This window comes from Prevotella sp. OH937_COT-195, assembly GCF_003932845.1.
GTDB lineage: Bacteria > Bacteroidota > Bacteroidia > Bacteroidales > Bacteroidaceae > Prevotella.
Genome location: NZ_RQZH01000010.1, coordinates 1 through 21,668, shown reverse-complemented (window position 1 = coordinate 21,668; position 21,668 = coordinate 1). Strand labels below are relative to the sequence as shown.

18 protein-coding genes are annotated in these 21,668 nt (G+C 40.6%); 7 read left to right on the top strand and 11 right to left on the bottom strand.

Annotated elements, in window-relative coordinates:
• Positions 1 to 39 precede the first annotated feature (39 nt).
• Positions 40 to 636 (top strand): RNA polymerase sigma factor, encoded by a 597-nt coding sequence (locus tag EII32_RS05480; RefSeq protein ID WP_125234438.1) that lies wholly within the window; start codon positions 40 to 42, stop codon positions 634 to 636.
• 42 nt (positions 637 to 678) lie between these two features.
• Here EII32_RS05480 and rpe read toward each other — a convergent pair whose 3' ends face one another.
• Both rpe and EII32_RS12700 read right to left on the bottom strand, forming a co-directional pair.
• Positions 679 to 1,326, bottom strand: a complete 648-nt coding sequence (gene rpe, locus EII32_RS05475; RefSeq protein ID WP_199741400.1) for a ribulose-phosphate 3-epimerase — start codon at positions 1,324 to 1,326, stop codon at positions 679 to 681.
• A gap of 4 nt (positions 1,327 to 1,330) precedes the next feature.
• The gene (locus EII32_RS12700) at positions 1,331 to 1,456 is read right to left on the bottom strand and encodes a hypothetical protein (protein WP_255416448.1); all 126 of its coding nucleotides are present in this window, start codon (positions 1,454 to 1,456) and stop codon (positions 1,331 to 1,333) included.
• A gap of 243 nt (positions 1,457 to 1,699) precedes the next feature.
• Here EII32_RS12700 and EII32_RS12375 point away from each other — a divergent pair, with 243 nt between their 5' ends.
• Together EII32_RS12375 and EII32_RS12370 are read left to right on the top strand one after the other, a co-directional pair.
• On the top strand, positions 1,700 to 2,410 hold the full coding sequence (locus EII32_RS12375) for a phosphoribosylanthranilate isomerase (protein ID WP_199741399.1): 711 nt from the start codon (positions 1,700 to 1,702) through the stop codon (positions 2,408 to 2,410).
• Entirely contained in the window at positions 2,411 to 2,974 is a 564-nt protein-coding gene (locus EII32_RS12370; protein WP_199741398.1) for an anthranilate synthase component II, read from the top strand.
• Positions 2,975 to 3,065: 91 nt separating this feature from the next.
• Here the strand turns inward: EII32_RS12370 and EII32_RS05465 are convergent, their stop codons facing one another.
• The gene (locus tag EII32_RS05465; RefSeq protein ID WP_125234436.1) at positions 3,066 to 4,148 is read right to left on the bottom strand and encodes a hypothetical protein; all 1,083 of its coding nucleotides are present in this window, start codon (positions 4,146 to 4,148) and stop codon (positions 3,066 to 3,068) included.
• Positions 4,149 to 4,284: 136 nt separating this feature from the next.
• On the opposite strand from EII32_RS05465, the gene EII32_RS05460 reads away from it, so the two are divergent.
• Together EII32_RS05460 and nifJ are read left to right on the top strand one after the other, a co-directional pair.
• Entirely contained in the window at positions 4,285 to 5,472 is a 1,188-nt protein-coding gene (locus EII32_RS05460; RefSeq protein ID WP_125234435.1) for an ATP-binding protein, read from the top strand.
• A gap of 42 nt (positions 5,473 to 5,514) precedes the next feature.
• The gene (gene nifJ, locus EII32_RS05455; RefSeq protein ID WP_125234434.1) at positions 5,515 to 9,105 is read left to right on the top strand and encodes a pyruvate:ferredoxin (flavodoxin) oxidoreductase; all 3,591 of its coding nucleotides are present in this window, start codon (positions 5,515 to 5,517) and stop codon (positions 9,103 to 9,105) included.
• 468 nt (positions 9,106 to 9,573) lie between these two features.
• Here nifJ and dapA read toward each other — a convergent pair whose 3' ends face one another.
• Positions 9,574 to 10,470 (bottom strand): 4-hydroxy-tetrahydrodipicolinate synthase, encoded by an 897-nt coding sequence (dapA, locus tag EII32_RS05450; protein ID WP_125234433.1) that lies wholly within the window; start codon positions 10,468 to 10,470, stop codon positions 9,574 to 9,576.
• A gap of 129 nt (positions 10,471 to 10,599) precedes the next feature.
• Between dapA and EII32_RS05445 the strand changes: the two genes are divergently transcribed.
• Positions 10,600 to 11,313: a TIGR02757 family protein gene (locus tag EII32_RS05445; RefSeq protein WP_233582312.1), complete on the top strand. Its 714-nt coding sequence runs from the start codon at positions 10,600 to 10,602 to the stop codon at positions 11,311 to 11,313.
• 98 nt (positions 11,314 to 11,411) lie between these two features.
• Here the strand turns inward: EII32_RS05445 and glgP are convergent, their stop codons facing one another.
• Together glgP and EII32_RS05435 are read right to left on the bottom strand one after the other, a co-directional pair.
• Positions 11,412 to 13,976, bottom strand: a complete 2,565-nt coding sequence (gene glgP, locus EII32_RS05440) for an alpha-glucan family phosphorylase (RefSeq protein WP_125234431.1) — start codon at positions 13,974 to 13,976, stop codon at positions 11,412 to 11,414.
• 43 nt (positions 13,977 to 14,019) lie between these two features.
• Entirely contained in the window at positions 14,020 to 15,675 is a 1,656-nt protein-coding gene (locus tag EII32_RS05435) for a glycosyltransferase (RefSeq protein WP_410524567.1), read from the bottom strand.
• Between the two features lie 135 nt (positions 15,676 to 15,810).
• Between EII32_RS05435 and EII32_RS05430 the strand changes: the two genes are divergently transcribed.
• A complete protein-coding gene (locus EII32_RS05430) occupies positions 15,811 to 16,260 on the top strand; it encodes a hypothetical protein (RefSeq protein ID WP_125234429.1) in 450 nt (149 codons plus the stop codon).
• 590 nt (positions 16,261 to 16,850) lie between these two features.
• Here the strand turns inward: EII32_RS05430 and EII32_RS05425 are convergent.
• The 5 genes from EII32_RS05425 to EII32_RS05410 form a co-directional block, all read right to left on the bottom strand.
• Positions 16,851 to 17,675 (bottom strand): TIR domain-containing protein, encoded by an 825-nt coding sequence (locus tag EII32_RS05425; protein ID WP_125234428.1) that lies wholly within the window; start codon positions 17,673 to 17,675, stop codon positions 16,851 to 16,853.
• A 1-nt stretch (position 17,676) separates the two neighbouring features.
• The gene (locus EII32_RS05420; protein WP_021665437.1) at positions 17,677 to 17,871 is read right to left on the bottom strand and encodes a hypothetical protein; all 195 of its coding nucleotides are present in this window, start codon (positions 17,869 to 17,871) and stop codon (positions 17,677 to 17,679) included.
• A 29-nt stretch (positions 17,872 to 17,900) separates the two neighbouring features.
• Complete coding sequence (locus EII32_RS05415) at positions 17,901 to 19,559, bottom strand: S8 family peptidase (RefSeq protein ID WP_233582311.1); 1,659 nt, start codon at positions 19,557 to 19,559, stop codon at positions 17,901 to 17,903.
• Between the two features lie 96 nt (positions 19,560 to 19,655).
• The gene (locus EII32_RS12485) at positions 19,656 to 20,210 is read right to left on the bottom strand and encodes a hypothetical protein (protein ID WP_233582310.1); all 555 of its coding nucleotides are present in this window, start codon (positions 20,208 to 20,210) and stop codon (positions 19,656 to 19,658) included.
• 6 nt (positions 20,211 to 20,216) lie between these two features.
• Complete coding sequence (locus tag EII32_RS05410; RefSeq protein ID WP_125234427.1) at positions 20,217 to 21,308, bottom strand: AAA family ATPase; 1,092 nt, start codon at positions 21,306 to 21,308, stop codon at positions 20,217 to 20,219.
• Positions 21,309 to 21,668: the final 360 nt, after the last annotated feature.

The window sequence follows — 21,668 nt, the reverse complement described above, 5'->3', positions numbered from 1 at the left end:
AAGGACATCTTTACTTCGATAAAACAACAAATATAGAAGATGAAAGATTTGCATGATATGACCGACGAGGAGTTGGCACTATCTTATGTAGATGGTAACAACCGTGCATTCGACTTGCTTTTGGAACGCACAAAAGACAGATTGTTCCAATATATACAATTCGTTGTGCGGAACAAAGACATTGCGGAAGACATTTTCCAAGAGACATTCTTGAAAGCCATAGCAAAACTCAACCACGGGTTGTACCGCCCATGCGGTAAATTCTCTGGGTGGATGATGCGCATTGCACATAATGCCGTGATGGATTGGTTCAGGGAACAAAAATCACAAAACATAATTGAACCCACGAAAGGCAATGACCTAAGCAACCTAAATCCGAAAGATATTCTTTACGGATTTGCCGAGGCCGAATATGTCAACGAGCAGGTATTGCGCGATGTAAGGCGCATAATGGATAAATTGCCGCCATCGCAGCGAGAGGTGGTGTTTATGCGCTACTACCAAGAGTTGTCATTCAAAGAGATTGCGGAAACAACCGGCGTAAGCATAAACACTGCCCTCGGACGAATGCGCTACGCAATAATAAACATGCGGCGCATAGCAAAAGAGAATAATGTCGTACTTAACATGATGTGACATTGTTTGTCTATCTGTGCGATGGAATTATATATTGTTTTCCTAAAGTTCTTTCAGTTGCCTTATAACCTCACATGGATTTGAGGCACTAAAAACATAACTTCCGCTAACAAGCACATCGCAACCGGCATCAACAAGGCGCGGAGCCGTGTCTCCTTGAACTCCTCCGTCAACCTCTATCAGGGCATGCGAACCGGATTCCGCTATGAGTTTGCGAAGTCGTTTCGTCTTGTTTATCGAACTCTCGATAAACTTCTGTCCTCCGAAACCGGGATTGACACTCATAAGTAATACCATATCTAAATCGCATATAATATCTTCAAGACAAGATACGGGGGTGGCAGGATTAAGCGTTACGCCGGCTTTCATGCCTGCCTCGTGTATTTCCTGTATGGTACGGTTAAGATGCGTGCAAGCCTCATAATGCACATTCATCATCATTGCTCCGGCCTTGGCTGTCCGTGCAATGTAACGCTCGGGATTGACAATCATAAAATGAACATCGAGCGGTTTTGTACATGCCTTGGCCACGGCCTCGAGTACGGGGAAGCCGAAAGAGATATTCGGAACGAAAACCCCGTCCATTATGTCCATGTGCAACCAGTCGGCAGCACTTTTGTTTATCATGTCAATGTCTGACTGCAAGTCAATAAAATTGGCAGAGAGCAAAGAGGGAGAAACAATTGCCATATCCTTAATTCAGACAATAGAACTGAGATTTACCGTTGTTGTTGAACACACGATAGGCATATGCTATCTGACGAATAAGATTGAGCGTTTGTTCTGACGGCTTCATCTCTTCAGTAGTAAAAAACTTCATAGGCACTAAATCTGTTTAATTAAATTGATTGTTTTTTTGATTTACTTTTTATCGTTTATTTTTAATAACGAAACGATATTGGGTTTTATTACACAAGAGCATGAAAATATTTCACACATAGTGTAAAAAGCAAAGAAAAAGTTTTTTTGCCAAGTGTGACGTAAACAAAAAACAAAAAAATATCTGCATAAAAAGTTTGAAGTGTTGATAAGTATATGTAACTTTGCATACAAGCAAATGTATATGAATAATATGTTGGTTAAAGTTTGTGGTATGTGCGAGAAAGAAAACATTCGCGCAGTTACCGATTTAGACGTGGACATGATTGGTTTTGCATTCTACCCCACAAGTTCAAGATATGTAAAGATGATTTCCGCCGGTGCGGGCATCATTCCCGACTATAGCGAAGAACGCCTAAAAGAATTAAAGACGAAGGGGGAAATGAAATTGGTTCATAACAAGATTGTAAAAAGAGCAGGAGTATTTATCGATGAAATGCCGCAGACCATTGTTTCCCGGATATACAACCATTATCTCGACTATGTTCAACTTAACGGTAACGAGAGCAGTATAATGATTGACAACCTCAAGAGGAGTGTGGATCCTGACATTCACAAAGGATTGAAAGTAATAAAAAGGATTGAGGTGCGGGAGAAAAAGGATTTGGAAAAATGTCGGGAATATGAAGGTTATGCAGACTTGTTGCTGTTCGACATGAAATACGAAAACAAGGAGACCGACCGTTTAATTCATTATCTCGACATCTTGAAAGAATACGAAGGCAATATACCATTCTTACTTAGTTGTGAATTCAACATTGAAGATGCCGAAATCATAAAGAATTTCAATAATAACATGTTCGCGGGGATAGATGTGAACGAATGTTTTGAAAAGGAAACCGGTATAAAAGATGTGGAAAAACTTGGAAACTTTATCGGGAAAATAAAGAATTAAATGAGAATTGTTATAATAGATAATTACGATAGTTTCACATATAATCTATCCCATATCATAAAAGAACTTGACGCTCATGTAACCGTATTGCATAACGACAATTTCAACATCGGAGACTTAGAACATTTTGACAAGATAATGATTTCGCCCGGACCGGGTGTGCCATCAGATACGAGAATGCTTAATGATATTATCACGACATACACCGATAGGAAATCTATTTTCGGTATATGTCTCGGGCATCAGGCCATTGGTGAGGCTTTCGGAGCAAGACTTGAGAATCTGCCAAATGTTTTCCACGGTATTGCAACCATTGGTACACAATTCGGAAACGACCCGATATTCAACGGTTGCGACAGGCATATCGCAATGGGACGTTATCACTCATGGGTCGTCTCAAAGGAAAATTTCCCACAATGCCTTGAAATAACCGCGGAAAGCGACGAAGGTCATATTATGGCATTACGACATCGCAAGTATGATGTAAGGGGAATACAATTTCACCCCGAAAGTGTACTGACACCTGATGGAAGAAAAATAATTTCCAACTGGATTACAGAATAGTTTCCTGCAATATTTCAATAGTATTCGTATAAAGCACAGACAGTTTTGGCAAGTCAAACCGGTATAATTTTTCAGGAATTGAAAAACTATCTCATATAACTTTCACAAAAGGATTCTCAAGCGGGGAGATGCGCAGACGGTAATTTACTTCATGGTCTATGTGCATCAGACTGTGTGCGACAGATAAAGCGGGGGTAAGTGACAATGCCACATGCCCCATTGTACACCTAAGATTTATCTCAACGCACGGATGAAGCAGAAAACCATCGCCCACTCCACCGGCAGCAACCACCATCATGTCAACGCCAAATGGTCCACGATAGTTACCATTCAACAAACCGGAAAAATACATACATATTCTCGACCTTACTTCATTAAGTATTTCGAACGGAATGTAACGTGTCAACATCTCCATCTTTTCGTCCTCGCTTGCCAAAAGGTTGCCTGCATAGGCTCCGTTACGCGTTCTGAAAAGTGACAGTCCTCTATATACCACACTTCCGTCATCAAGAGACTCGAACTCCATTCCGAAATCTTTCACCTTATTATAATAAGGTTCAACCATAACACTGCCCTGCTCATATATAACGTTTTTTATGAACCCGGAAACAGAACGTGTAAACCTTCCATCAATATAACGGATTCCTCTGCCGCTACTGCTCCATGGTGCTTTCACTACAATTTTACCTCTGTCTGACAAGATTTTATCCAACTTCGAAATGTTGTCAACTTGGAATGCTTCGCCACAAGTAACTTTTTCAAGACCTTCACGCAACACTGAAAGTACAGGTCGTGTCTGAATACGACAAGAGAGTAACCGTATTTGCTCCATTATATTGTCAGAAGGCATTATATCCGATGGCACACCGGCATCTATCAAACGTGTCTTTACCGCACTGTCCCATCCCCATGGGCTTACCGCATCTATCATCATGCCACCAATGTCGGCACAACAAACGAAATGCACTTTCGACTTTTTCCCCTTGAAACCGGATGCTGCCTTAAATGCGAAATCAACGTCATCGACAAGAACTGCGTCACCATCTGCTGCCCACAACGACGGTATCCATCCCAGATTCATACGGAGTTCCTGCGCGACATGCGGAGGCGTGAAACGTTTCCTATTGCATGCAAGTGCCATGTCGTGTTCAGGATTAAATATGTGTAAATCCATCCTTTATGTTTCTTTTTACTAATTTGAGTGCAAAATTAATAAAAAAACATCACATTTTGCCAACTACACTTTGCAATTTAATATTTTATTATTAATTTTGCAGGTCAAAACAAACTATTGAGAATTAATAATTAAGATGGAAGCATTCTTTCGCACACACAGTTATTTAGTGGAACATGTGAATGCCCCGGTTCGCCGTAGATTAATGGACGAAATAAACTGGGACGACAGAATGATTGGCATCAAAGGGACGCGCGGTGTCGGGAAAACAACTTTCCTTCTGCAATATGCAAAAGAATACTTCGGAACTTACGACCGCAAGTGTTTGTATGTAAACATGAACAACTTCTTTTTCCAAGGTCACGGCATCGCAGATTTCGCACACGAGTTCTACGAGAACGGCGGAAAAGTATTGCTAATCGACCAAGTATTCAAGGAAACTGACTGGAGCAAACAATTGCGGAGATGTCACGATGAAAACCCCGGACTGAAAATAGTGTTTACCGGTTCGAGCGTTATGCGGTTAAAAGAAGAAAACCCCGAACTAAACGGTATCGTAAAAAGTTATGACCTGCGCGGCTTCTCGTTCAGAGAGTTCATAAACTTACAAACGGGCAACAATATTCAGCCATATACCCTCGATGAAATACTGCAAGACCATGAGCGGATAGTAAGGCAGATTTTGCCGAAAGTTTCTCCGGTAAAGTATTTTCAAGACTACATACATCATGGATATTACCCATTCTTCCTTGAGCACAGAAACTATTCGGAGAACCTGCTCAAGACGATGAACATGATGACTGAGGTGGACATACTACTGATAAAGCAAATCGATTTAAAGTATCTTACAAAAATCAAGAAATTGTTCTATCAACTTGCAGTGGCAGGTTCGAAAGCTCCAAACATCAGTTTACTCGCCGATGAAATAAGGACAAGTCGGGCAACGGTAATGAATTATATCAAGTATCTTGCCGACGCACGTTTGTTAGACATGATTTATCCCGTCGGGCAAGCATTCCCCAAGAAACCATCAAAGGTTATGGTAAACAACTCTAACTTGATGTATGCCATATTCCCTATCAAGGTACAGAAACAAGATGTTATGGAAACTTTCTTCGTAAACTCGCTCCGTAAAGACCATATAGTGAACGATGGAAAGAAAAATGGTCATTACATAATAGACGAGAAACAGCGTTTCCGTATATGCGATGCCACGAAAAGCAGCAATATGCGTTTTAGTCAAGATACGATATATGCAAGATATAACACAGAAATAGGATTCGACAACCAGATTCCATTGTGGTTGTTGGGATTCCTATATTAAAAATATACAAATACATTAATATATTATTTATTTTATTTTTTTATGGTAAAAGAAAAAAAGTTTATCACTTGTGATGGCAATGAGGCTGCAGCCCATGTTAGTTACATGTTCTCAGAGGTTGCCGCCATCTATCCTATCACACCTTCATCTCCAATGGCAGAACATGTTGACGAATGGTCGGCAAAAGGCAGAAAAAACCTTTTCGGACAAAACGTCAGCATACAAGAAATGCAATCAGAGGCAGGAGCGGCAGGTGCAGTACACGGTTCATTGCAGGCCGGTGCTTTAACCACTACGTTTACCGCGTCGCAAGGCTTGCTCCTCATGATTCCAAATATGTACAAAATTGCCGGCGAGTTGCTGCCATGCGTATTCGACGTTTCAGCACGTACACTCGCTTCTCACTCACTATGTATATTCGGAGACCATCAAGACGTAATGGCTTGCCGACAAACAGGATTTGCCATGTTGTGCGAAGGGTCGGTACAGGAAGTTATGGACATGACAGCCGTTGCACACCTTGCGACATTGAAAACGAAAGTGCCATTCATCAATTTCTTTGATGGATTCCGCACTTCTCACGAGTATCAAAAGGTGGAACTGCTCGACATGGAAGACATAAGACCGCTTGTTGACCTTGAAGACATAGAAGATTTCCGCAAACGCGCACTCACACCGGAACGACCCGTGACACGCGGTATGGCAGAAAATCCGGAAACGTTCTTCGCACACCGAGAGGCTTCGAACCCATATTACAACAACGTTCCCGAAGTGGTAGAAGATTACCTCGGCAAGATTTCGAAGATAACGGGACGAGAATATCATCTATTCTCATATTACGGAGCAGAAGATGCCGACCGCATGATTATACTAATGGGATCGGCAACAGAGGCAGCACGCGAGGCAATAGACCACCTAAACGAGAACGGAGAAAAAGTCGGAATGATAAGTGTACACCTCTATCGTCCGTTCTCCGTAAAGCACCTGCTTGCCGCTGTTCCTAACACAGTGAAACGCATTGCCGTACTCGACCGTACCAAAGAACCCGGAGCAAACGGCGAACCTCTTTACCTCGATGTCAAAGATGCGTTCTACGATGTTGATAACCGTCCGTTAATCGTAGGGGGAAGATACGGTCTCGGCTCTTACGATACCACTCCTGCACAGATAATATCCGTATTCAACAACTTGGCATTGCCCGAGCCGAAGAACCATTTCACGCTCGGTATAGTGGATGACATTACGTTCACTTCACTGCCAAAATTGGAAGAAATAGCACTCGGAGGCACGGGAATGTATCAGGCAAAGTTCTACGGACTCGGAGCCGATGGAACGGTCGGAGCCAACAAAAACTCGGTAAAGATTATCGGAAACAACACTGACAAGTATTGTCAGGCGTATTTCTCATACGACTCGAAGAAATCCGGAGGTTTCACCTGCTCACACCTTCGTTTCGGCGACAATCCCATACGTTCCACATATCTTGTTACAACACCTAATTTCGTGGCATGCCATGTACAGGCATATCTGCACATGTACGATGTTACGCGCGGACTACAGAAAAACGGCACGTTCCTGCTGAACACGATATTTGACGGCGAAGAACTCGTTCATTTCATGCCGAACAAGATTAAGCGTTACTTTGCACAGAACAACATAACCGTATATACAATAAACGCAACCAAGATTGCACAAGAGATAGGACTCGGCAAGCGTACAAACACCATTCTGCAAAGTGCATTCTTCAGAATAACGAACATAATCCCCGTTGAACTTGCCGTGGAAAAGATGAAAGTGGCAATCGTCAAATCATACGGAAATAAAGGACAGGATGTCATAGAAAAGAACTATGCTGCCGTTGACAGAGGCGAAGAATACAAGAAACTCCATATTGATCCGGCATGGGCAGACCTACCCGATGATGAAGTAAAAGACGACGATGCACCGGATTTCGTAAAGGAACTCGTTCGCCCAATCAACGCACAGGCAGGAGATTTGCTGAAAGTGTCCGACTTTGTAAAGCACGACACTGTTGACGGTACTTGGAAAGTGGGGACAACCGCTTACGAAAAGCGTGGTGTTGAATTATTTGTGCCTGAATGGAACAAAGATAACTGTATTCAGTGCAACCAGTGTGCATACGTTTGTCCACACGCATCGATACGTCCAATCGTACTCGACGACGAAGAGAATGCAAAATTTGACGCTGCCGACGATACAATAACTATGAAAGTGCCGAAGCCAATGGCGGGAATGCACTTCCGCATACAGGTATCGGTACTCGACTGCATGGGATGCGGAAACTGCGCCGATGTATGCCCGGGAAATCCGAAACTTGGCAAGGCACTTACCATGGTACCATTCAATCCCGATTCTGATAAAATAAAACAAGAGACAAAGAATTGGAATTATGTAGCAAACGATGTAAAGAGCAAACAGCATCTCGTTGATATACGCACGAATGTCAAGAACTCACAGTTTGCCAAACCGCTGTTCGAGTTCTCGGGTGCCTGTGCCGGTTGTGGCGAAACTCCGTATGTAAAACTGATAAGCCAGTTGTTCGGTGACCGCCAGATGATTGCAAATGCAACAGGCTGTTCTTCCATATACTCGGCATCCATACCTTCAACTCCTTACACAACCAACGAAAACGGTCAGGGACCGGCTTTCAACAACTCTTTGTTCGAAGATTTCTGCGAGTTCGGAATGGGAATGGTTCTCGGAAACAAAAAAATGAAAGAGCGTGTGGCAAAATTGCTGACAGACGCCACATCACACGAAAACTGTCCGGCGGAGTTCAAGACATTGGCAGAGGAATGGATTGAAAAAACAGAGGATGCCGATGAGACAAAGCGTATTACACCACTGCTCAAGTCATACATAAACGGTGGCGCAGAAGCAGGTTGCGAATACTGCAAAGAACTGAAAGCATTGGATCATTATCTCATAAAACGAAGCCAGTGGATTATCGGTGGTGACGGTGCATCTTACGACATAGGTTACGGTGGTCTTGATCATGTTATCGCTTCCGGCGAAGATGTGAATATCCTTGTACTCGACACCGAGGTGTATTCCAACACCGGCGGTCAGGCTTCCAAGGCAACCCCGCTCGGTGCAATAGCACAGTTCGCAGCACAAGGAAAGCGCATACGCAAGAAAGACCTCGGACTTATTGCTACGACATACGGCTACGTTTATGTCGCACAAATAGCAATGGGAGCAGATCAGGCACAATGCCTAAAAGCAATACGCGAGGCAGAGGCTTGGCACGGTCCGTCGTTAATTATAGCCTATGCACCATGTATCAACCACGGACTGAAAGTTAAGGGCGGCATGGGTAAGAGTCAGGCAGAGGAAGCCAAGGCCGTTGAATGCGGATACTGGCATCTGTGGCGTTACAACCCGGCACTTGCAGAAGAAGGCAAGAATCCATTCTCGCTCGACTCGAAAGCTCCGAAATGGGAATTGTTCAATGATTTCCTCATGGGCGAGGTACGCTATTTGTCTGTAAAGAAAGCATTCCCCGATGAAGCGGAAGAACTCTTCGCGGAAGCACAGCACATGGCGAAACTGCGCTATCAGAGTTATGTCAGACAGACACAGATGAACTGGGCAGCCGAGGAAGAAGAATAAATCTCGACAGCATAGAAAATGGATTCTATAAATAACATTGTCCACAAAACAAAAAATTGATGTTTACGGTGGCAATTTATAGAACCGACCCAAAGAAAAAGAGGTTAGTTTCCTTTTATGGGAATTAACCTCTTTCCTTTTATTTGTCACGTTTTTTTTGTCAAAAAACAGCATTATACTAAGATGCAAAATATATGCCGCCGATGCGTATGTCATCATCTTTCAATGACAGTTTTACCATTACTTTTTCACAACTCCCCGTTTTCTTTTTCTTGTTTTGTTGCATAATGGCAAACAATTTCGGCGGTTTTGTAGAGCAAATTAGGCGAAATTGCATGCCAATACCGCCGAAATTGCGACTGCATTGATATTTGCCGCGATACGTTAATGTAAATTATGAGTAACGGACATTTAACAGGCATAAACCTCTCAAATGTCTATTGCGCCTAAAAAGTTATATTTTCAATTTCAATGTAAACTTGATGATAACTCTTTCATTAATATTGATATTCTTTTGGAAGTAGAATCTTGCACGGGAATCAACGGTAAACGAAGTACATTTTCAATCATACCCATTTCCGACAGCATTGCTTTTATACCGGCAGGATTACCATCAACAAAAAGAAGATTGTAAAGTTCAATCAAACGATTATGTATCTCGAATGCGGCTTTAAAATTGCCTTCCATCTCAAGATGCAGCATTTTTGAGAATTCTTTTGTCATCGAATTGCCAATCACACTTATTACTCCGGCGGCACCACATTCAACCATTGAATATGTTAAGGCATCGTCACCACTTAATACATCAAAACCGCATGGTTTGTTCTTTATTATTTCTTTTACCTGCTCCAAATTTCCACAGGCCTCTTTTATTGCCACCACATTCCGGCAGTCGCTTGCAATTCTAATTGTTGTTTCCGGATTAAGATTTACCCCCGTACGCCCCGGAACATTGTAAAGAATTATAGGCAAATCTGTTGCTTCGCTTATCATACTGAAATGCCGGCACAATCCTTCTTGTGTTGGTTTGTTGTAATAAGGACAAACACTTAGTATCCCGTCAATCCCTTTGAAATTTCCATGCTCCAACTGTTCTACTACATTTTTTGTGTTGTTTCCTCCACAACCAATAATTATTGGTAAACGTCCTTGTACCGTGTCAACAACAAATTCTTTTATTCTCATTTTTTCTTCGGATGTCAAAGTAGGCATTTCTCCGGTAGTTGCCATGATACAAAAGAAATCCGCACCATTGGCAATTTGGAATTCAACCAATCTCTCCAATGCCTTGTAATCCACTTGCCCGTCTTTTGTAAAAGGAGTTACAAGTGCAATTCCAAGACCTTTAAATATATTGTCTGACATAAGGTTATCATATATTGTTTCGATTGCAAAATTAACATTTTATATTCATTACACAAAAATATTCAACTATAATTATTATCTTTGCAATCATTTAAGTAAGTTTCACGTCATGCAACAAATATGGAATTAATGGAAAAATTGGCCCGCAGATACGAGACCGCAGATTTTCTCGATGGCGATCCGTCTTGGTTCATGCATCAAGTTGACGGAGATAATAACAAAGAGACATTGGCATTCATTGCATCATGCCTGAGTTATGGTTCGCGTAAACAGTTTTTTCCGAAAATACAATACATTCTCGACCGTTCTAAGGGGAATGTTTATGATTGGGTTTTAAGAGGTTATTTCGAGCATGATATTCCCGATACAAAAGAATGTTATTATCGTTTATATACTTTTTCTTTGATGAACCGTTTTCTTAAAGCTTATCAAAAATTAATGATAAAGTATGGTTCTTTGGGAAACTATTTGCAAATTAATAACATAACCGATGCACTGTCGGCCGTAAGATTTATCACATCGTATTTTGCAAGTAACAATATAGAGGTTATTGTTCCAAAAGATACGAAATCTTCATGTAAGCGTGTGTGTATGTTTCTAAGATGGATGGTGCGTGACGGTTCGCCTGTAGATCTTGGTCTTTGGACATTCATAGATAAACGAACGCTGATAATACCCATGGACACTCATGTGGTACAGGAAGCGTTTGCCATGGGGCTCTTGACATCAAAATCAACATCAATGACTTCTGCAAGAAAATTAACTGCAAAGTTGACCGAAATATTTCCGGAAGATCCTCTTAAAGGCGACTTCGCCCTATTCGGATATGGTATAAACAAATAGTGCGCCTCGTATCACTCATCTGTATTAACAACTTGTCCGGCAACAACTCTTTATTACCATAAAAAGTGTGCCGGACAAGCAAATAATCAAAAATACATTTAATATTCAAGCCATCTTACGTAAGCGAAATCTTGACGATGCGGCAGTTTCTCATTTTTCGGGAACATGCGTATCGCGGTTTTGTAACTTCCTGCATTGTCAGACTCGAAAGTTGCCTCGAAAGTGTAAAGATTACCTTCTTTTTTAACCACACTAAACGGATGTATCACATTGATATGGTCTTCACCACTTGAATCCGTCTTTACAGAAACGTATTCAAGACCTATGGCATCATCAAGTCCTTGTTCGTCGATTACAATTCTGAACGTATATTCCATTCCGCTTAAAGGTCCTTCTTCCGGTATGTTGTTTTCCGAAGAAACCACACGAATTGCATCCCAACGTTCCGCCACAGTTTCTTTCCACTGCGATATTTCTTTCGCCATATAATTATTATTGGCACTCAGTTCTTTGAAACGAGCGGCTTCCTTTGTATAGAATTTGTCATAATAGTCGTCAAGTTGACGCTTCATTGTGTAATGCGGGGCAATTGTAGCAATAGAGTTCTTTATTACCTTTATCCAGCCTTCACTGTATCCTTTGTCATTCTTATTGTAATATAGCGGCACGATTTCATTTTCAAGCAATCCATAGATGGTTGCCGCATCAAGTTGATCTTGGTAAGTCTGATTTTGATAAGTACGTTTCTCTGTAAGTGCCCAACCTGCACCTTCACGATAACCTTCAAGCCACCAACCGTCAAGAACAGAGAGGTTTACCACACCGTTCATTTCTGCTTTCTCACCGGATGTGCCTGAAGCCTCAAGCGGACGTGTTGGCGTATTCATCCAAATGTCAACACCCGACACAAGACGACGAGCAAGGCGGAAATCATAATCTTCGAGAAAAATAATCTTTCCAAGGAATTCCGGACGCTGACTTATTTCGTAGATTTTCTTTATCAGCCCCTGTCCCGCGCCATCCGCAGGATGAGCCTTTCCCGAGAAAAGGAACTGCACCGGACGTTCCGGATTATTAACTATCGCAGACAAGCGATCAAGGTCGGTAAAGAGCAGGTGTGCCCTCTTGTATGTTGCAAAACGACGGCAAAAACCTATCATCAATGCATTGGGAGTAATTTTGTCAAGCAAAGAAAGTACACGAGACGGGTCTCCTTGATTCTTAAGCCAATTCTCACGGAATTTTGTCCTTATATAGTCTGTGAGTTTTTTCTTAAGTGCCATGCGTGTTTCCCATATTTCATTATCGGGAACATTGTATATTGCATGCCATATCTCTTCGTTACTTTGGTCGCTAATATGCTTTTTATCAAAATATTTCGAATACAATTGCCGCCATTCTGTCGCACACCATGATGGGAAATGAACACCATTTGTAACATATCCCACATGGTTCTCTTCCGGGAAATATCCTCTCCATATTGGAGCAAACATTTTCCGACTGACCCAACCGTGTAGTTTACTTACGCCATTAACTTCCTGACATGTATTTATGGCAAATGTACTCATGGAGAATTTCTCGTTCTTGTCATCCGGATTGGTACGTCCCATACCGATAAACTCGTCCCACGAAATTCCAAGCAGATCAGGATAGCCGCCCATGTATTTTCCGAACAGACTCTCGTCAAAGTAGTCGTGACCTGCGGGTACCGGCGTATGACATGTATAAAGACCGCTCGCACGCACAAGTTCCAACGCCTGATTGAAAGTAAGGTTGTCATTTTGGATATAATCTACAAGACGCTGTAAGTTGCAAAGTGCGGCATGTCCTTCGTTACAATGATAAATGTCTTTCTTAATTCCAAGTTTTCTCAATACCAACATACCTCCGATACCAAGCAGAATTTCTTGTTTAAGTCGGTTTTCCCAATCACCTCCATAAAGGGCATGAGTAATTGGTTTGTCGAATTCCGAGTTCATTTCATTATCCGTATCAAGAAGATAAAGGGAAACCCTGCCCACATTTACACGCCATACGTATGCGTACACATGGTAGTTCATGTAAGGTACGTCAACGACCATCGGAGTTCCGTCCGGATTAAGTTGACGTTCTATCGGCAAAGAATTGAAATTCTGTGCTTCGTAATTAGCAATTTGCTGACCATCAAAACTTAAACTTTGTGTAAAATATCCGAAACGATAAAGGAATCCTATGGCACACATATCCACATTAGAGTCTGATGCCTCTTTGAGGTAATCTCCGGCAAGCATTCCAAGACCTCCGGAATAAATCTTCAAGACTTGGCTCAAACCAAATTCCATGCAGAAATATGCCACCGATGCACGATTGGTATCCGGCTTGACATCCATATATTTACGGAAGAGTTTGTAAACATTGTCTACACTCTTCATTATCTTTTTGTCTTTTACAATCTCCTCTTTTCTGTCATAACTCAAACGTTCCAACAAGAGTACGGGATTGTGGTTTACCTCTTCATATAATTCTTCATCAAAACTTCTCCACATTTCGCGTGCCTCATAATTCCATGCCCACCATAAATTATGAGCCATTTCATCAAGGCATTTCAATTCTTCGGGAAGTCTCGATTTTACTGAAATTTCCTTCCAGCGTGGAGTATTGGAATAATCTGCTTTAATCTTCATAATCTGTTGTTTTTAATTCTGTTTTTTATTTTTACTTATTACTTTATTTCCTACATTCTGCTTTTCGAAGTGCAATATCATACGCTTTCTCATAATATTTTATGAAATTAGTCCATAGTGCCTTTTGGGATAATTTTTCGGCATTGGAACGACATTTTTCTATAGCAGAATCTTTCATGTTTGAGAATTTGACAATGGTATTTTTAATTTCATCTGCAACTTCAAAATAGTTATAGTCGGTACGATGTATAACTTTCACTCCATCCTCAATTTCACAATATGCTCCTTTCTCGGAATTTACCCACATACCAAACCCGGCCAAATCTGTAGTTATACACGGAACCTTAAATGCAATAGACTCCATTGGAGTATATCCCCATGGTTCATAATAAGATGGATAGATACATAAATCATTACCAAGAACAAGGTCATAATAGTTTATATCCAATATACCGTCATTACCTGTAAGATAACAAGGGATAAACATCAGTCTAACCTTATCGTTAAACCTATTTTGGATATTAAGAGATTTCAACATCCTCATAACGCGATCATTGTTCATGTCATAAAGCCAATGGGTTATCTCCGGTATTTCAAGAGGTGTATCGTATTTTATGCCGGAACTCAATCTGTCTGCCAAATCCTTACGAGGTTCGCCTACCCATCCGGGAACTTCTATCAACGCAAGTACATTTTTTCCAAGATTGTTATCATCAAGCAATCTGTTCACGGCTTCTATATATACATCTATTCCCTTGTTTCTGAATTCATACCTGCCACTCGTTGACACAATCATTGTATCATCACCAAGTTCTGTTCCGAACAAAGCATTTGCAATCTCAAGCAAACGTTTACGTGCAGCCTTTCTTTTTGTTTCAAAAACATTATCTTCGGGAACAAAACTATTATCAAATCCATTAGGAAGAACGACATCGGTAGATTTGTCAAGCAGTTCACGACATTCGTTTGCAGTAATTTCACTCACAGTAGTAAAACAATCCACAAACTTTGAAGTTTGCTTTTCTATAGAATGTTTGCTCTGCATATTTAATTCTAAAGCCATCTGATCACCATTGTATGCAAAAAGATAATCATACAGAGGTTTGTCATTGCCTGCAATGCTCCTGCCTATACTCGTAGCATGGGTAGTAAATACAGTTCCTATTTCCGGCAATACTTTATTTATATACAGCACACCTAAACCTGTCATCCATTCATTTCCATGGTAAATTACTTTATAAGACTTGTTTAAATACCAATTATAAAAACTTTCAACGACCAAACCTGCAGCATAAGAAAACATTGATGCTTCATCATAATCGCCATAAGCATGAAGAGAATCCACATTGAATTTCTCCCAAAAATAGGTATATAACTCATTCTTTTTATCATAGAAACATGAAAAATCAACAAGTATTGCTATGGGATTTCCCGGAATATTCCAACGACCTATCTTTATATTAAGTCCTTCTTTGACAGCATGCTCATTCCAATCACAAAACAAATCTTTTTCTTCCAAGAAAAAAGGGCAGGACTCATTCTTCCAGCAATCAGGACCAATAAATATTATCTTATCCTTAATCTTGTCCTGCATAGTCTTTGCACGTGTCGAAAGTACAGTATAAATTCCTCCTACCTTATTACAAACCTCCCAACTCGATTCAAAAACATAGTCGGGAAAAACTAACCTATTATTCATCATTCATCAAATATAACGTAGTGCAAAGATAACATAAAAAAAAAAAAATCCAAATTTCGATATATACAAAATACGAAAAATACTTGATTTCTTGACCAAAGTTATTTAACTTTGCAAAAACAAACAGCCAAATTTATGAAGACAACCTTTTTAATAATATTTTTCAGTATTCTGTCATTTTCAATAAATGCACAAGAAATTAAAAACGACAACACAACAACAACCGATTTTACAGGTCGTTTCTTTAACGAAGAACATAAAATATACCTTGTAATTAATTTAAAAGAAAAAAACGTTTTAATTCCCAATCAAGAGATACTCGGAGAACTTGACGGATATTTTGGTTCTAATCAAACAAGCCATATTTGGGCAATAACATCATCACAAATAAAAAAAGGAAATACAGCAACAATAGAGGTAATTAACAATTATGGAAGTGAAGATTTCAAAGCAACATTGTCAATAAAAGAAAATGGAACACTGGAGTTTCAACACATAAACGGAAGTGTCTTTAAATTTCCCGTAAAGAACAAATGGCAAAAACTACCTAACAAGATAGTTTTTGTACAGAAATCTATCATTTAGGTTCAAATGATTGGCACTCAATAGACTCATGAGTTATGAAATACAGTACGTAATGACTTAGCATCCTATCTTCCACAATGATATACAACGCTTTGCATAACTCGAATAACCTATTGCAAAGATAAGTGTATATTGTGAGAAAAAGAATTTTCTCAAAAAAATTTTCGTAGAGCCGTCCGTTGTGGCGGCTTTTTGTTTTCCGTGTATTCTTATGGTAAAATGCAACCTCCGAAGACTACATTTTTTCGCCCTGCTTCTCTCCACGCATATCCTCCACTTATACCCATGTATCATGTCGGAATCAATTATTCGTTGTCAGGGCGAATCGTGAGAGGCACGATAGATTCACGTTTCCCTCAATCATCTTCTAGTCGAAGCCCTGTGCCAGTCGCCTGTCCGCGGGGAGTTCCTTCTCAATCTCCGGCAACAGCCTCCGTATCGTCTCCACTCCCAACCGATACAACTCCTTATCCACAAAACAGTCATAGATCGTTGCCCAGAAGCACATCGTCCCTATAATCGCCTCTTCCTTCAGGATACTCGTCATTGCTAGGATGGAAGTGTAGTGGTAGAGCATAGGTGGTGAAAGATTAAGAAAGACTGTTCATATCAACCTCATAACCGGCCTCTTTCAGTTCTTTCGCTAATGCAAATTTCCAGAAACATTGTGGATCAAGAGCCGTATAAACTACCCCACTTATATCTGTAGGAATCTCTATATCCCCATCCCCCAAAGCCATTACGCGATTACGGCCAAACTTTCCGATGAAATAGCCTAACTCGAAAACCACATTTTGACGTGCCCTGTCTTTCTGCTCTTGACCTTTGAGACCACCCACATCATCGGGTGTCATTAGAATTACAGCAAAGCCAACGTCTGAATAATCTTCAAACTTTTCTATAATTGTCTTACCTCTATTTGCTTGTTCATGAAGAATGATTGCCTCGAAGCCCAAGTGTTCAAGTACACGAGCACAGGCTTCTTTCTTCTCATTGTCTCTGCCATGAACTACAAATACCCGATTGCTGTATGAAGATTTCACTTTTGACCGACTCTTTTTGTGTTCATTTATAGCCTTCTCAAACTTCTCAATGAATTTGTCATCGGACTTTAATACACCTATAGTGGAGTCAATGATATCAATACAATATGACAAAATATCGTTGAACATTCCGTATGGAGGGGTGAAGAGAATATCAAAAGGATTGATATTCTTCATTACCAGACCACCAATCATAGGCGGTGGTCCAATCGTGACAGTCTTACCCTGTCCCGTCATTCCGATGATACGACGGACAAGCGGCATAAGTTGGTTTATCTCACTTCTTATTCCAGGTCGCTCTTCTTCTTTGTCAAGCAAATCAAGGAGTTGTCGGAATTCTTGTACCTTGTCTAATGCTTCTGCTGTTGTCATTTTACTCTTCTATATTAAGCATTCTGCACATTGAGTGTATGTCCTCATTAACAATCAAGATATTGTTGTTTGTGTAGTAAGGGTACGAAAGGTGCAAGATGGTCTCACAGTCCTTGTATGGTTCCAATCCAACAATAAACTCGGGGTTCAGATAGATAACCTCGTTATTGATATGCACTTTAATGTATTTGGACATAATGTTAAATGTCTTTTCGTTATTCGTTGTTATTCATTATCAACATATAGTTTTTCGCGTACACGCAAGTCGTTATGTACATAACCTCGTTCCTGAAGTTGTTGTATACATTCGCCATATGCCACACCTCGCCGGCCAGAATCTTTTATAGTTACTATCACGACAACATCCTGCGATAAAACTACACCATCTCTGAACATAGATTGTTCTGCGGCTTCTCTGTATAAGCCTCTCAGTTTTAGAGCCCACTTCTTGCCAGTAGTCAGTATCTTTTTTTTCTGAGCAGGTTTCATTTTGGAAAGATCTACATGATACTTTTTGATCGGCTGATACTTGAACCCTTGTTCAATGAGAACGCGTTCTTTTGCGTACTCTGTTTTGAACGACTTTGCTGCATAATGTCCTTGATTAAGAACGTTTGCAGCATCATTACTCATTCTATCAGGATTACGAACTACTCCACGAGGTTGAAGTGGTACATGAACCACATGGTCGTATGTTTCCAAAAGTACATCTATCTGACTCTGACAGTATTCATTACCTTGGCTGGCATCAAGGATTGGATTTACAGCGAGTGTCACTGTTATCTCTCCATCATAAAAACCGTCCGTCACCATACTTTGAGGATATGAGAAATCCAATGAGACAATATCGTGTCCTTTCTCCAATGTATGACGGAATACCATGGTACACTCATCGCGGTCATTGTTCAACATATTATCAATAACCTCCGGCAAACCAAATCCCATTTCCTTGCGCAGATCACCAGAGGTTTTCTTAATATTTGCAGGATAATTGGCATGATGTACCATTATGGCTTTAACAAGCAACGGAGTTACGTCTTCACCCAACAGGGAATAGAGGTTAGCAGCAAGAGCAGCCACACGAGGTGTGGAAAAACTCGTCCCGCTGTCCAGACAATACTGTCGTCCCCACTCCGAGAGGAGAGACAAATGAGTATCCTGATTACCGCCATAGTGTACGAGATCTGGTTTCACAGCATTCTCTACACCTGGACCAATTCTTGAAAACGGGCTCCGGTCATTGACCTCAGCCTCTCTCTCGGTGATTTTCTTATGCGCTATAGAACCTACCACAAGGCTCAATAGCGAGTCTGCACCGTGTGTTATACGGTATGAATCACCAATTACGTTCCCTGCCGACTTACAGATAAGAATCCTGTTCGTTGACTGTAAACTGTCAAGCGCCACCTCAAAGTCAGAATAAACTTCATCATCGATTTCAAGTCTTGTCCCCTGAGAAAGATTCCAAATCTTGACCTCTGGGTGCAAGGCTATGGCTTGTTGAATATTCATTAGCAACTCGTGCTCCATTATCTCTGCTCTGTCTGGTGATGTATTCACCACGCAGCTGAGTATTTTGCATGGACCACATTGGGTCATATCCTGACTCTCCAGAAAGTCACCATAATTCAATACACTGGCAACGGCCGTTCCATGACGTCGGTCAATTTCTTCATCCATTAGCTCAGCTGCATTAACTTCTGTTTCTATCATCCAGGGAGTCAGATGCTCACAAAACTCCGAAACTCCAGTGTCTAACAATCCAACCAGAGGGTAGTTTACACCCTCCATTGGATTCATTATTTCAATCTCTGTATTGTCGGGTTCTGGTGATGCTTCAAATACGATTGTAGGCATTTTCCTAACTGCAAGCACTGAATCCATAGTCACAATTGCAGATAGAGCTTGTTCCGAAACATTCGTTAATGCGAAGAGTCTAAGATTGCTGGAATAATTCAAGACAGATAGAGCCACATCATACTAACCGCATACTGCCTCTAGCAGCATTTGCGACCGATGATTAAACTCGTTATTTTGATAATCCACAAGTTGAAGTTTCAAAACCTTTGCATCTCGTATATCAGTATCAACAATAGGCTCATACTTCTTCAGATTCTCTACGGCTGCCAATCCAATCTTTCTTTTGTCCGTAAGATTTTGTCTATTGGTAGTAAAGCGTCTTTGTATTATATCCAGATCTTCTTTGGAATCAATCTTCACAAGAAGTTTACCTACAGAAGAAATGCCCAACACATTGTGCCGATTGCCATCATCAAACAGACTCCTAACAGCAGGCCTATGAGATTTTGCTGTTGCTTTGCTGTGCATGGATACCTCAGTCAACAATGGCAAAGTCCTTTCATCCTCAAAGAAGGATGACATGTCATCCAACTGTGATGATACGCGACGTGCATTTTCAGACACCACATCGTCTGTAACCCACTTAGGCAACACTTTTCTACCACCGCCTTCTGTAAGGAATTGATCTCTTTTCCCACGAAAAGAAACGCTCTGTATAGGAAATTCTTTAGGCATAGTCTGTTATTTTTCTGATAAAATATTTCTTATTTGTCTGAGACTTATCTCCAACATCTTGGAAATTGTTACCTGTGTCACACCATATTTATTTAAGAAGCGTACATAATCATCAAAAGATGCATCAGAACCGCCATTCTCATATATTGATGCTAATACTGATTCAAATTCTATGCTACGCGTACCATGTATAATACTATTTACTTTCAATTTTGTGAATAGAGTAGCAATATCTGAAGGAGACATATTCGACATCAAATCCGACAGTACCTTCATTTTAGAAGAATCTCTGGCAAAACTGCTTTCAAAACCTTTCAACTGAGATTCTATAATCTTTAGTCTATTGCTCTCTGAAGGCATGCCCACTTCAACCTTTGTCAAGAACCTGCGCCATACAGCTTTGTCAAGGAGTTCAGGGTGATTTGTTGCTGCAATTAGTACACTTGACGATGACAACTCATCAATGTTCTGGAGCAAGCTATTGATCACTCTTTTCAACTCTCCAAGTTCATGGTTATCATCACGAGCCTTGGCTATTGCATCAAACTCATCAAGGAACAGGATGCATGGCATACTGCTGGTATAGTTAAAGATACGTCTTATGTTCTTGGCTGTACTACCCAACAACGATGACACGAGGCCATCAAGTCTTGCCACAACGAGAGGTAACTTGGTCTTTTCACTAATGTAATGCGCGATGGAAGTTTTGCCACATCCAGGGGCACCATACAGAAGCAATGTTTTGATAACATTGATACCAGACAACTCTAACTCTTCGGAATGACAAATGATATTAATAAAATCATTCACTTGTTTCTCCACCATATCCGACAGTATAATCTCAGTACGAGTTGAGTCTTCTGGCACAACCTGCACCATCTGCATCTTACTATCAATGTCAAACGGAATCATACGTATAGCGTCAGCCGTGGCAGCACTCTGAGAATTGGTACTCTCAATGCGCTCCATAATACACTTTGCAAACTCCTCATCGCCGTCTGTTCTTGCTTGTTTGGCAAGTCTGGTTGCATAATTTATAATCTTACGCTTGTCATTATTCAGACCACCTTCTATTATTCGTAATATATCGTTTGACATACTTCTATAGTTTTGTGGTTGCACAAGATACGAAAATAATTCGATTTACGTTTTATTTACATCAGAAATTGGTACATTATTAATTATAAACGTGCATATATATATCGCCTTCGTTATTATTTAAGACATAAGCGTTATTTTCGATTGGTTTACAATATAACTTCATCAGAAGGTATCATTACCAATTACTATATACACTTATGACGCCAGTTCGGGATAAGAAATTCATCTAAAAAGTTGGTAATCTGGGATATTCTTTGTGCCTTTATAGGTGACTTTCAATTACTTATAAGGTTAAATAAAAGAATATACTCATGATTACCGACTACAAAATTACGGAAATTTTCTGTGCCGTGGATG

Coding starts and splice junctions, on each gene's coding strand:
- EII32_RS05435 (WP_410524567.1), bottom strand. CDS start 15,675: ATGAATAATAGGTTAGTTTTTCCCGACTATGTTTTTGAATCGAGTTGG.
- EII32_RS05415 (WP_233582311.1), bottom strand. CDS start 19,559: ATGGATTCAGTGCTTGCAGTTAGGAAAATGCCTACAATCGTATTTGAA.
- EII32_RS05410 (WP_125234427.1), bottom strand. CDS start 21,308: ATGTCAAACGATATATTACGAATAATAGAAGGTGGTCTGAATAATGAC.
- EII32_RS05460 (WP_125234435.1), top strand. CDS start 4,285: ATGGAAGCATTCTTTCGCACACACAGTTATTTAGTGGAACATGTGAAT.
- dapA (WP_125234433.1), bottom strand. CDS start 10,470: ATGTCAGACAATATATTTAAAGGTCTTGGAATTGCACTTGTAACTCCT.
- EII32_RS05445 (WP_233582312.1), top strand. CDS start 10,600: ATGGAAAAATTGGCCCGCAGATACGAGACCGCAGATTTTCTCGATGGC.
- EII32_RS05420 (WP_021665437.1), bottom strand. CDS start 17,871: ATGTCCAAATACATTAAAGTGCATATCAATAACGAGGTTATCTATCTG.
- EII32_RS05430 (WP_125234429.1), top strand. CDS start 15,811: ATGAAGACAACCTTTTTAATAATATTTTTCAGTATTCTGTCATTTTCA.
- EII32_RS12375 (WP_199741399.1), top strand. CDS start 1,700: ATGAATAATATGTTGGTTAAAGTTTGTGGTATGTGCGAGAAAGAAAAC.
- EII32_RS12700 (WP_255416448.1), bottom strand. CDS start 1,456: ATGAAGTTTTTTACTACTGAAGAGATGAAGCCGTCAGAACAAACGCTC.
- EII32_RS12485 (WP_233582310.1), bottom strand. CDS start 20,210: ATGCCTAAAGAATTTCCTATACAGAGCGTTTCTTTTCGTGGGAAAAGA.
- EII32_RS05425 (WP_125234428.1), bottom strand. CDS start 17,675: ATGACAACAGCAGAAGCATTAGACAAGGTACAAGAATTCCGACAACTC.
- EII32_RS12370 (WP_199741398.1), top strand. CDS start 2,411: ATGAGAATTGTTATAATAGATAATTACGATAGTTTCACATATAATCTA.
- EII32_RS05480 (WP_125234438.1), top strand. CDS start 40: ATGAAAGATTTGCATGATATGACCGACGAGGAGTTGGCACTATCTTAT.
- nifJ (WP_125234434.1), top strand. CDS start 5,515: ATGGTAAAAGAAAAAAAGTTTATCACTTGTGATGGCAATGAGGCTGCA.
- rpe (WP_199741400.1), bottom strand. CDS start 1,326: ATGGCAATTGTTTCTCCCTCTTTGCTCTCTGCCAATTTTATTGACTTG.
- EII32_RS05465 (WP_125234436.1), bottom strand. CDS start 4,148: ATGGATTTACACATATTTAATCCTGAACACGACATGGCACTTGCATGC.
- glgP (WP_125234431.1), bottom strand. CDS start 13,976: ATGAAGATTAAAGCAGATTATTCCAATACTCCACGCTGGAAGGAAATT.